Below are 10,223 nucleotides of genomic sequence, written 5' to 3' on the forward strand. Positions count from 1 at the left end.
GGTTGGCCGATGTCGGCGACGGGGGGGCGGCGATGGTCAGCGCGCCGATTTCGGCGCCCTGGCGATGGGCCAGGTTGCGTTGTTCGACCAGGCTTTCGGTGACGCTCTGCCGCAGGGTGGCCGAGGGCACGACGGGCGGGGTGGTGGGGGTGAGGCCGACCGCCGGATAGGGATCGTGCGCGCCGGGCGGCGGGGGGCGCTGGCGGGCGATCGCGCCGCCTTCGTACTGGTGCCACCAATCCATCGTGGCGTCGAACGCGTCGCGATGGCCGCAGCCGGCCAGGCCGAGCAGGACGGTCCCCAGAAGGAGGGATTTCGGCAGGAGGGATTTCGACGGGCCGGCGGGGGAAATGGCGGTGGCCGCCGCGTGCTGGGCGCGGTGTCTTGGCGGCGGCGCGTTCATACCCATCTTCTCTCCATATCCGTTCGCGGCGCCGTGCCGCGCCCTGCCTGTCGGGCCGTTCTAGCCCGGCGCGACGGGTTTAGCGAGAGAGAGGCCGCGGCGGGGACGGAGGGATGGGGTGCCAAACACACTCTTGGCACCGGCACGAAGGCGGCGCAGGATAGAACGATGATGCAGACCAGTCCTGGATACAGGGAGAGAATGATGAACGGCATGCAGCCGAAGGACCGTATCCGGATGGATGACGAGGAGCCGGATGGCCCCGACATCCCCGAACCCCCTGGCCCGGAACCGAAGGAGCCCGGCGACAACAAGACGCTGTCCTCGCCGATCAGCGAGCTGGAAAGCCGGCTGTTCGAGCAGCGCAAGGTGCTGATCTTCGGCGCGATCAACGACAAGCTGGCGCGCGACGTGACCGGGCGGCTGCTGGCGCTGGCGGGGGCGTCGGAGCATCCGATCGACGTCTATATCAATTCACCCGGCGGGCATGTGGAGAGTGGCGACACGATCCATGACATGATCCGCTTCGTCGATTCGGTGGCCCCGGTGCGGGTGATCGGCACGGGGTGGGTGGCATCGGCCGGCGCGCTGATCTTTGCCGCCGGCAATGCGGAGCGGCGCTTCTGCCTGCCGAATACGCGCTTCCTGCTGCATCAGCCGATGGGCGGGGTGCGGGGACCGGCCACCGACATCGACATCGAGGCGCGGGAGATCGTGAAGATGCGCGAGCGGCTGAACCGGCTGTTCGCGCGCGAGACCGGGCAGCCCTATGACAAGGTCTGCAAGGATACCGACCGCAATTACTGGATGTCGGCCGAAGAGGCGATCGCCTATGGCCTGGTGAGCCGGGTCATTTCCAACCTCTCCGATATTCGATAACCGACCAGGACCGCCCCGCGTCCCGTGATGCGGGGCGGGGCGCCGAGGAACGGCGGCCTCCTCCTCCGGCCGGAGGGGAGGCCGGTCCGATCAGCGAGCGTGCGTACGATGAGTTCTCTGAGCGATATCTATACCTCCCTGCCGGAAGCGCGGAATCTGGCCGATGCCGCGCCGCGCAGCGTTGCCGAGGCGGATTTCAATGCCCGCCATTGGTCGAGCCCGGTGCCCGGGCCGCTGAAGCCGGGCAGCACCGAGCACAAGCGTGCCGTGGCGGAGATGTTCCGCGACACCTTCAACCCGTACAAGCCGTCGGTGATCGCGTGGCCCAAGCTGGAGCCCGAGACGCTGAAGCGCGTGACGTCGCTGCCGATCTGGGACATCGCGGTGCAGACCGAGGGCAAGGCGCGGCTGCGGATGGCGGCTTATGCCCGGATGATCGACGATCCGGACATGAAGGATGCGATTTCACGCAACGCGTGGGAGGAGAACCGCCACAAGGAGGTGCTGTCGAAGCTGGTCGAGGCGTACGGCATCAAGATGGCGCCGGAGCCGCCCTACATCGAGCCGCGCGATACGGAATGGGCCTATCTGGTCACCGGTTTTTCGGAATGCGTGGACAGTTTCTTCGCCTTCGGCCTGTTTGCGCTGGCGCAGCGTTCGGGGTTCTTTCCGCCCGAGCTGATCGAGACGTTCGAGCCGGTGATGCAGGAGGAATGCCGGCATATCCTGCTGTTCGCCAACTGGCTGGCCTGGCACCGCGCCACCATGCCGGCCTGGCAGCGGCCATGGTTCGAACTGCGTGTGCTGGCGGTGTGGGTGTTCCTGGCGTACGAGCGCGTCGGGCTGGCGCGCACGATGGATGCGGACGGCAACGTGCAGGAGCAGGACAATAATTTTACCGTGACGGGCGCCAAGGACGTCGCGAACATGGATGTGAGCCTGCGCGAGTTGATCGATCTGTGCCTGTCGGAGAATGACCGGCGGTTTTCGGGTTATGACCCGCGCCTGGCGCGGCCGAAGCTGGCGCCGAACCTGGCGCGGTTCATCCGGATGTTCCTGAAGAAGCCGTCGGGGGATTCGCTGGTGGAGCAGCCGGCGTGAGCGCGATCGAGGCCGGGTCGGAACTCCATAAGGACCTGTTCTGCCGCCAGTTCATCGACACGCATCAGGTGTTCGATCCCGAGACGCTGCCCTGGCCCGACCTGACGGAGGAGGAACTGGCGCGGTTGCGCACCATTCCGTTCTGGCAGGAAGTGTATCACACCGAGCGCCGGGCGGGGGCGATCGTCGCGGCCTTTACCCCGCGGATCGACGATCCGGTGGTGCGCGAGGCCGTGGCGCTGCAGGGGGTGGAGGAAGCGCGGCATGCCAGGCTGATCCGCGTGATGATCGACCGGTACGGGATCGATGCCGCCGAGCAGCCGATCGAGACCTTTCCCGACGATCTGGAGACGGCGTTCATCGATTTCGGGTTCGGCGAATGCCTGGATGCGTTCCTGGGATTCGGCGCGTTCAAGAATGCGCGGCAGTCGCACTTCCTGCCCGAAAAGCTGTTCGAGATCTTCGACATCCTGATGTTCGAAGAGACGCGGCATATCGTGTTCTTCATCAATTACATGGCGTGGCGTGAGCGCAGGCGCGGACTGGGCGCGGTGCGGCGGGCGCTGAAATCGACGCGGTTCTATGGGCGCGCATTGGGACGATTGCTGGCGATGGTGCGGCGCGGGCAGCAGCCCAATGACGGGCGCGATTTCGCGGTGACGCAGGCCAATGTGTTTCTGGACGATTTTTCGTTCCAGCAATTCGTCGAGGATTGCTATCGCGAAAATGCGCGGCGGATGAAGGAATTCGACCCGGACCTGATGCAGCCGCGCCTGCTGCCGGCGATGGCCGATTTGGCGCTGCGGGGGATGCGGCTGTGGGACCGGCGGCGGCCGCATTTACGGGCGGCGGCGCAAAAGTAGCCAAAAAACTTTTGTCCGTTGAGGGGCCTTGTGCACGCCCAGCAAATAGTCCCTTAAACGTTCAAAAGTTTTTTGGTTCTTTTTTCAAAAAAGAACAGAAATTACGCCAAGCCCGATGGTGCAATCGACTTGTGCATATGCACGATGACACCGGAATGCCATTGTTCCTCGGCGTCGATAGTGTAGCCGAGGCGACGGTAGAAGGCGATGTTTTCGGCGAAGCGCTGGTTAGTGTAGAGCCGGATCACGTTATGGCCCAGCGTGGACGCCACGTGTTCGGCGTGGGCCATCAGCGTGCGTCCGAGGCCCTGTCGCTGAAAGGCCGGGGAGACGGCGACGTTTTCGATCAGCAGATGGTCGTCGCGGGGAATCATCTCGATGAGTGCGGCCAGGTCCTCGCCCCGCAGGAGAAGGTCGATGCGGTGTTCGCGCACGGCGTGGGCGTAATCGGCGGTCATCGGCCAGGGTTCGCGGCCGATCAACGGGACCCATTTGGCGTATGACGCGCGGACCAATGTCCGGATCCGGTCGATATCGGCGGTGACGGCCGTCCGGAAAAATGTGGTGCCGTTCATGGGGTGTCCTGGATTTGTGCTGGATTGCGATGGCGCAGGGGGAGGCGTTCAGTATTGTCCGTGCAGGCGGAAGGCCAGGACGGAGACGGGGCCGCGATCGCGGTTGTAGGCCGGGTTGCCGATCCATTGATAATCGAGCGTTGCGTGGACGGGACGGATGACGGCGGCATCGTAATAGAGTTCGGCGATATGTTCATCGCCAGGATGCGGCAATTTTCCGTCCCCCACCAGTTGGCCGGTGCCGCCGGCGGCGAGATAGGCCTTGAGCTGTCGCCCGGCGCCGTTGGTCATTCCGGCGATGCCGATCCGGTCGTCGGGACGGTGCCATGATGAGCCGGCGAGGGAGAGCCCCGCGACCAGGCTGCGGTCGATATCGGTGAATTCATAGGCTTCGTACCGTCCGTCGGCCCATCCCGCCCTGAGGAATATCCCCAAATCGGCGGTGACGCCCTGTTCCAGCATCAGGCTGATGCCCGGGCGGTTGCCGTAACGGCGCACCGCCGCCGCATCGGCCGGCTGGCCGGTCCTTCTGGAGAGGCGCACCGCGTCGGCCAGATCGGCCATGCGGGCGTGGCTGAGGAAGGCGGTGGCCAGGATCTTGCCCGGGCGCCCGAGGAGGCTGTGCCGTTCCTCGATTTCCTCGTCGGCCTGGACCTGGTGGAAGCTGGTGTCGATATCGGGGCTGTTGGGGGTGTTCGACATCAGGAAGACACCGGAGCGGAGCGTCCAGCGGTCCTGATACCATTCGCCGGCGATACCGGCGGTATATCCCCAGGAATCGGCGGCGTAATCGAACGTGCCGGCGTCGATGGCCGTCCAGTTCAGGAAGTCCGTGCGCGGGTCATGGGCGTAGCTGCTGGCATCAAAGATATCGGTGACCGAGAATTTGCCCAGCGTCAGTACCAGGCGATCGGCGGAGTGGATCGTGCCGAACTGGTTGAGGCTGGACGCGTCGCGTTCCGGCGTGCCGCCGAGATTCACCGTCTGGCGATAGAAGGCGCGATGTACGCGGAAATAGGGCACGGCGCGGCCGACCTTGTAGGCTTCGCCGCTGGTGAAGCCGGCGATGCCCGTCGTGTTGCTGATCCCGAAACCCTGATCGATTTCGCCATCGGCCCAGATTTCGCCGCCCTGCCATGGATGCAGGCCGGCATAGAGCGTGACGTCCCAGGTTTCGTTGCCGCGCGCCGCGCGGTCGAGGCTCTGCGGCCCGCCATAGGGCGCGTGGAAACCGTCATGCCCCTGGAAGACGAAGGTGGATTGCGCGTGCAGCGCGAGGACGTCGCCGTCGATGAGTCCCCGGCTTTCGGATGGCGTGCCGGCTGAGTTTTCAGGTGGGATCCCGGTCGCGGCGGTCGGCGCGGCGGGAGCGGCCCGGCCTGTCCCCGTGGCAAGGCAGGTGAGGAGGCCGATGAGGAGCGCCGTCCGGCGCCGGCTGCCGGACGGGGGTTTCAAGGGCGGGACTTTCAAGGGCGGGTCTTTCAAGACTGCGTGCGCGGGCGAACGTTTCGCGTGGCGTTGCCTTGGGATGCGTGCCCCTGTGATCCCGGGATGCAGGTTGAGGGGATGGGTCATGGTGACGGCAGTTAATGCCGGGCGAATGAAATATTCAACATGCTATAATAAAAAGCATATGCAATTTTATTTGCTTTATCTGCCCTGTGGAGCATCTGCCGCTGTGGAGCGGCGTGACCGTCCGGTGACCTGCCGGGGCTCGCATGTCGCGGAGGCGCGGGGTTGGCCCGGTCATCGCGGCACGGTCGTCATTGCTGTGGGACCGGCCTCGTGGCCATGCCGCGCGGGCTGGCCGGCGCGGCGTCGATCCAGCGGGGAGGGGGAGACCCCGCCGATCCGGGCATGGGTGACCTATGTCAATGTCATCGGCTGGGATCTCGGGCTGACATTCACCTCGGTCGGCCGCTTGGCCAGCCCGCCCGCGGCGGTCGCGTGACATGACGGTGGGCCGGCTGAAATTTCTTTCAGCGATTCGCGTCGATTGTTTCTGTAATGCAAAGGATGCCCGGGCCGGGGCGGAGATGGGCGGCGGATGGAGCGGGGTGGATAAGACGGATCATCCCGTCTGATCGGGCTGTGGTGACGGATTGCAAGACAATTTGTGCTGCCTGGTGAAAAAAAATTGTCTTGTCGCCCTGTTTTTGAGACAGACAAACGATGGACAAATGAGGATAATAGGGATTGTCAGCGATCAGGTCGTCTATTGGCCCGGCTGGCCGGCCTGTCATTTTGCGACGTTATGTCCTGGATGGCGGAGCCGCTACGGATATTGCCTGTTGTTCGTTCTGTTGGCAAAGGCGCGGCTTTTTACGGCCGGATCCATCTATTTTTTCGATATCGAATTTATATAGCGCGATATTGAGTTTGTTTATTTTAAAGTAACTTTTCCGCTTTAATCGACGGTGAACGGGAATGGGGGAAGCCATGCAGGGTGTGATGGAGCATGCGTCGCTGGAAACGCGCCTGGAGACGCTGGAGCGAAACGTGGCGCTGATCGCTGCGCAGCTTGAGCAATATCCGGTATCGGATATGCATCGGCGCACACGCATCCTGGCGCAGATGGTCGAGGGGCTGGCAAGCAGCCTGCGGGTGGTGGCGCGGCAGGACTCCGGTGCGCTGATCGAGCAGGTGGCGATCGACCAAGTGGCGATCGACCAAGTGGCGGGGCCGGGGCGTGGTGGCCCAGGGCGTGGCGGCGTGGTTGCGCTGCATGCCGCGCGGGCGTTGCGCGTGGCGCCGGGCGAGGGCGGGTAGACATCCACAGGATGTCGGGTCCGGGACAGGAGAGCCTGTCGTACGGCCGCTTGGCCGGTCCATGGGGCAGGTGGGCGGCCTGAACCAAGGGAACCGGTTGTGCGTCGTCATGACGAAACCGGACGGAGTGGGCCTTTTCGGGGCTGACCTTTCAGGTGGGGCTTTTCAGGTGGTTGCGAGCCTTGCCGCGGCCTGCCCGATCGCGGCGAACAATGTCGCGACCTCCTGCGGTGCGGGGTGGCCGCCCTGGGTATAGGCGCAGATGACGATGGGCGTATCCGGCCGTGGCCACGCGATCGCGATGTCGCCGAACGCGTCATGACCGTTATTGCCGGTCTTGTCGCCGATCCGCCAGTTGGCCGGCAGGCCGCCGCGCAGCCGGTTGGCGCCCGTCCGGCAATTTTCCATCCATTCGGCGAGTCGTCCGCGCGATGCCGGGGTGAGCACGTCCCCCAGCAGCAGGCGATGCAGGTTTCCGGCCATCGCGCGCGGGGTGGTGGTGTCGTGCGGGTCGCCCGGCGGCGCACGATTCAGCATCGGCTCGTTATGATCGAGGCGGCTGATCGTGTCGCCGCAGGCTTGACGCCAGAAGCGGGTCAGGGCCGCCGGGCCGCCGATCCGGGCGAGCAGGAGATTGGCGCATGTATTGTCGCTCCACTCGACCGCGCCCTGGCACATCTCGCCGACCGGCAATGCGCCGCGCGCCAGGTTTTTACGCGCGACGGGGGCGTATTCGAGCAGGTCGCCGGGGCCGAATGCAACGCGGGCGGCCAGGCTGTCTTCGCCGCGGTCCACGCGCGCCAGCGTGCAGGCGGCGACCGACGCCTTGAAGGTGCTGCACATCACGAACCGCTCGTCCGCCCGCCAGGCCAGTTCGGTGCCGGTGCGCATGTTCCGCGCATAGACGCCGATCCGGCCGCCGCTTGCGTGCTCGTAGTCCGCAAGGGCGGGTGGCGCGGCCGGCCCCGCCCATGCGGGCGGGGCAAGGCCGATCATGCCCGCCGCCATGAAGCGCCGCCTGCATAGGGAGATGGGCTTCCGGCTGTCGCCCGGCCCGCTGTCGCCCGGTCCACTGTCGTCAGGCCCGTTGTCGTCAGGTTTGGCCGCGTGGGGCGGCGGCATGTCCGCCTGGTTGCCGCGGTCATTCATTCGTTCATCCGTCCCGTCCATCCATACAGGGCATTTTCCTACAGCATTTCCACTGAGCGCCGGTTCGGCGGACATGCCCTGCGTTGTCATTTTATCGAGCATCTTCTCCTGTTCAAACGATTCCGTTCGAACGGAATCTGCTCTATCCGGCATTCCGGAGCCTTTTCCGTGCGTGGGACCGAGGGCGGGACCGAAACCGGGGCGGGCGGAACGTCGGGAGCCGAACCGAAGCGCGACCCGGCCGTCAGGAGGAGGGGAGGTGGGTGACCGGGAGGCTCTTCCGGTCCTTGATCGTCTCCATGGAAATATAGGCCGATATTTCGTGGATCTCGAGGCGCGATATCAGATTTTTGTAGATCGTGTCGTAATATTCGACGTTCGGCAGGACGATCTTGAGAATATAGTCGAAATTGCCGGTGACGCGATGGACTTCGACGATTTCGTCGATGTCGCTGACGGCGCTGCGGAACCGGTCCGGCCAGTCCTTGGTATGATTGGCGACCTTGATCACCGCCATCATGGTGGTGGGCAAATTGAGGCGCGCCTGGTTCAGCAGCAGCAGGCTGCCCCTGATATAGCCGTCCTGCCGGAGGCGGGCGAGGCGGCGCGAGCAGGCGGCCTGCGACAGGTTGACCCGTTCGGCCAGTTCGGAGAGGGGCATGCAGGCATCGGATTGATGGATCCTGAGGATCTGCCTGTCACGTTCGTCGAGCATGGGGCGGTCCTGTTGCGGGCGGCGGCTATGGGGCGGGAGATCCGGAATGGTCATCGCTGATCGGGCCCTGTGACATCCGGGGTCAGCTTATCATTCCAAAAATGGATAGCAATGCAAGAATCATGCCGTATGGGCATTTTCGGCTTGCGGCGCGGCCGGCGATGGACATAGGCTTGGTCCATGACGATGGACACGCTGGATTTCAAGCAACTGGAAGCGTTCTGCGCGGTCATGTCGACCGGCGGGATCACCGGGGCGGCGCGGCTGCTGGGCCGGTCGCAGCCGAACGTGTCGCGCCTGATCCAGGAACTGGAAAGCGTGCTGGGCTTTACGCTGTTCCTGCGCAACGGTCCGCGGATTTCGCCGACGGAGCATGCGCTGCAGTTCCATCCGGAGGCGGAACGGCTGGTCAGCACCTTTCGCCATGTCCGCGAGCGGGCGGAAGCGATCGCGGGGGGACGGGCGCCGTCGTTCGAGATCAGCGCCATTTCGTCGCTGGCCGTCAGCCTGGTGCCGCCGGCGCTGGCCTGCATTCCGTCCGAGATGATGCCGCAGGCCCTGCACGTGCAGGTGACGGTGGTGGACCGGGTGACGCAGGCGGTGGCGGCCGGGGCGGCGGATTTCGGCCTGGCGAGCTTTCCGCTGAGCTATCCGGGGCTGGACGTGAAGTGGATCGGCGAATCCCCCAGCGTGGCGGCGCTGCGCCGGGATGATCCGCTGGCGAGGAAAATGGTGATTCCGCTTGCATCCTTTCTGGACCGCACGCTGATCACCATGTCCAATCCGTTCAAGCTGCGCTATCGGATCGACCGGGTGTTCGAGGCGGCGGGGATCGTGCCCAGGACCGTCCTGGACACCAATACCGGGGCGGCGGCGCTGGCGCTGGCCCGCGAGGGGCTGGGGGTGGCGATCGTCGATCCGGCGACGGCCTATGGCATGCCGTTCCGCGACCTGGTGCTGCGCCCGCTGGAGGCGCGGATTCCGTTTTTCTTCGGGGCCATCGCGGGGGCGTCGCGTCCCCTGTCGCCGGCCCTGGCGATGTTTTCCGATGCCGTCCTGGCGGCGGCCGAGCGGCTTCTTCCCGATTTTCGCCTGCATGAGACATTGAGCGCCGACCTGCTGGAAGATGCTCTGTACGGCGAACATCCTGTGCGAGAGTAGAGAATTCCATGACGACCATGATGGCGGAGCCGTGCGGCCCCGCGGAGATCGCAGGTGGGCTGGACCGGCTGGAAGAGCGGGTACGGCAGGACCTGGACTGGCTGGAACTGCCGGCGAAGAGCTGGGTGCCGGAACGGCGCCTGGAGGGACAGGTGGTGCGCGATGTCGTCATCATCGGCGGCGGCATGGCCGGATTGACGGTGTCGGGCACGTTGCTGCGCTATGGCGTGCGGAACCAAATCGTCTATGACCGCGAACCGGCGGGGCGCGAGGGACCATGGGTGCGCTATGCCCGCATGCGTACCCTGCGCTCGCCCAAGACCCTGCCGGGGCCGTGCATGGGCCTGCCGTCATTGACCTTTCGCGCCTGGTACGAGGCGCGGTTCGGCGCCGATGCCTGGAGCGCGCTGGTGCGGATCCCGCGCGAGACCTGGATGGAATATCTGGGCTGGCTGCGGCGGATTCTGGAATTGCCGGTGCAGAACGAGACGGAACTGGCCGGGGTCGCGGCGCATGACGGCGGCTTGCTGGCGCTGACCGTGCGGCGGGCCGGCGTGGAGGAGCGCGTCCTGTGCCGGCATCTGGTGCTGGCGACCGGACGGGACGGG

The 10,223-nt window shown here is 65.3% G+C and carries 11 protein-coding genes and 1 pseudogene; 7 read left to right on the plus strand and 5 right to left on the minus strand.

The window, feature by feature from the left end; genetic code table 11:
* Nucleotides 1-403: pseudogene (locus HUK84_RS05510) on the minus strand (hypothetical protein); the annotation flags it as partial.
* A 204-nt stretch (nucleotides 404-607) separates the two neighbouring features.
* Here HUK84_RS05510 and HUK84_RS05515 point away from each other — a divergent pair.
* From HUK84_RS05515 to HUK84_RS05525, 3 genes are all read left to right on the plus strand, one after another.
* Nucleotides 608-1,282 carry an ATP-dependent Clp protease proteolytic subunit gene (locus tag HUK84_RS05515; RefSeq protein ID WP_176639376.1) on the plus strand — a complete coding sequence of 225 codons (675 nt, stop codon included), beginning with the start codon at nucleotides 608-610 and terminating at the stop codon, nucleotides 1,280-1,282.
* A gap of 108 nt (nucleotides 1,283-1,390) precedes the next feature.
* Nucleotides 1,391-2,383: a ferritin-like domain-containing protein gene (locus HUK84_RS05520; RefSeq protein WP_176639377.1), complete on the plus strand. Its 993-nt coding sequence runs from the start codon at nucleotides 1,391-1,393 to the stop codon at nucleotides 2,381-2,383.
* A complete protein-coding gene (locus HUK84_RS05525; RefSeq protein ID WP_176639378.1) occupies nucleotides 2,380-3,246 on the plus strand; it encodes a hypothetical protein in 867 nt (288 codons plus the stop codon). Before HUK84_RS05520 ends, HUK84_RS05525 begins: the two co-directional genes overlap by 4 nt.
* 101 nt (nucleotides 3,247-3,347) lie before the next feature.
* On the opposite strand, the gene HUK84_RS05530 is transcribed toward HUK84_RS05525, so the two are convergent.
* Together HUK84_RS05530 and HUK84_RS05535 are read right to left on the minus strand one after the other, a co-directional pair.
* Entirely contained in the window at nucleotides 3,348-3,704 is a 357-nt protein-coding gene (locus HUK84_RS05530) for a GNAT family N-acetyltransferase (protein WP_246285431.1), read from the minus strand.
* A gap of 165 nt (nucleotides 3,705-3,869) precedes the next feature.
* Nucleotides 3,870-5,276 carry a carbohydrate porin gene (locus tag HUK84_RS05535; protein WP_176639380.1) on the minus strand — a complete coding sequence of 469 codons (1,407 nt, stop codon included), beginning with the start codon at nucleotides 5,274-5,276 and terminating at the stop codon, nucleotides 3,870-3,872.
* Between the two features lie 223 nt (nucleotides 5,277-5,499).
* Between HUK84_RS05535 and HUK84_RS05540 the strand changes: the two genes are divergently transcribed.
* Both HUK84_RS05540 and HUK84_RS05545 read left to right on the plus strand, forming a co-directional pair.
* Nucleotides 5,500-5,772, plus strand: coding sequence for a hypothetical protein (locus tag HUK84_RS05540; RefSeq protein ID WP_176639381.1), 273 nt, complete (start codon nucleotides 5,500-5,502; stop codon nucleotides 5,770-5,772).
* A gap of 488 nt (nucleotides 5,773-6,260) precedes the next feature.
* On the plus strand, nucleotides 6,261-6,590 hold the full coding sequence (locus HUK84_RS05545) for a hypothetical protein (RefSeq protein WP_176639382.1): 330 nt from the start codon (nucleotides 6,261-6,263) through the stop codon (nucleotides 6,588-6,590).
* Between the two features lie 165 nt (nucleotides 6,591-6,755).
* On the opposite strand, the gene bla is transcribed toward HUK84_RS05545, so the two are convergent.
* Nucleotides 6,756-7,739 (minus strand): class A beta-lactamase, encoded by a 984-nt coding sequence (gene bla / locus HUK84_RS05550; protein ID WP_246285432.1) that lies wholly within the window; start codon nucleotides 7,737-7,739, stop codon nucleotides 6,756-6,758.
* Nucleotides 7,740-7,983: 244 nt separating this feature from the next.
* Entirely contained in the window at nucleotides 7,984-8,454 is a 471-nt protein-coding gene (locus HUK84_RS05555; RefSeq protein ID WP_176639383.1) for an Lrp/AsnC family transcriptional regulator, read from the minus strand.
* A 180-nt stretch (nucleotides 8,455-8,634) separates the two neighbouring features.
* Between HUK84_RS05555 and HUK84_RS05560 the strand changes: the two genes are divergently transcribed.
* A complete protein-coding gene (locus tag HUK84_RS05560; RefSeq protein ID WP_176639384.1) occupies nucleotides 8,635-9,615 on the plus strand; it encodes a LysR family transcriptional regulator in 981 nt (326 codons plus the stop codon).
* Between the two features lie 8 nt (nucleotides 9,616-9,623).
* A partial coding sequence (locus tag HUK84_RS05565) for an FAD/NAD(P)-binding protein (protein ID WP_246285433.1) occupies nucleotides 9,624-10,223 on the plus strand: 600 nt, incomplete at its 3' end.

The organism is Nguyenibacter vanlangensis, assembly GCF_013376155.1.
GTDB classification, from domain to species: domain Bacteria; phylum Pseudomonadota; class Alphaproteobacteria; order Acetobacterales; family Acetobacteraceae; genus Gluconacetobacter; species Gluconacetobacter vanlangensis.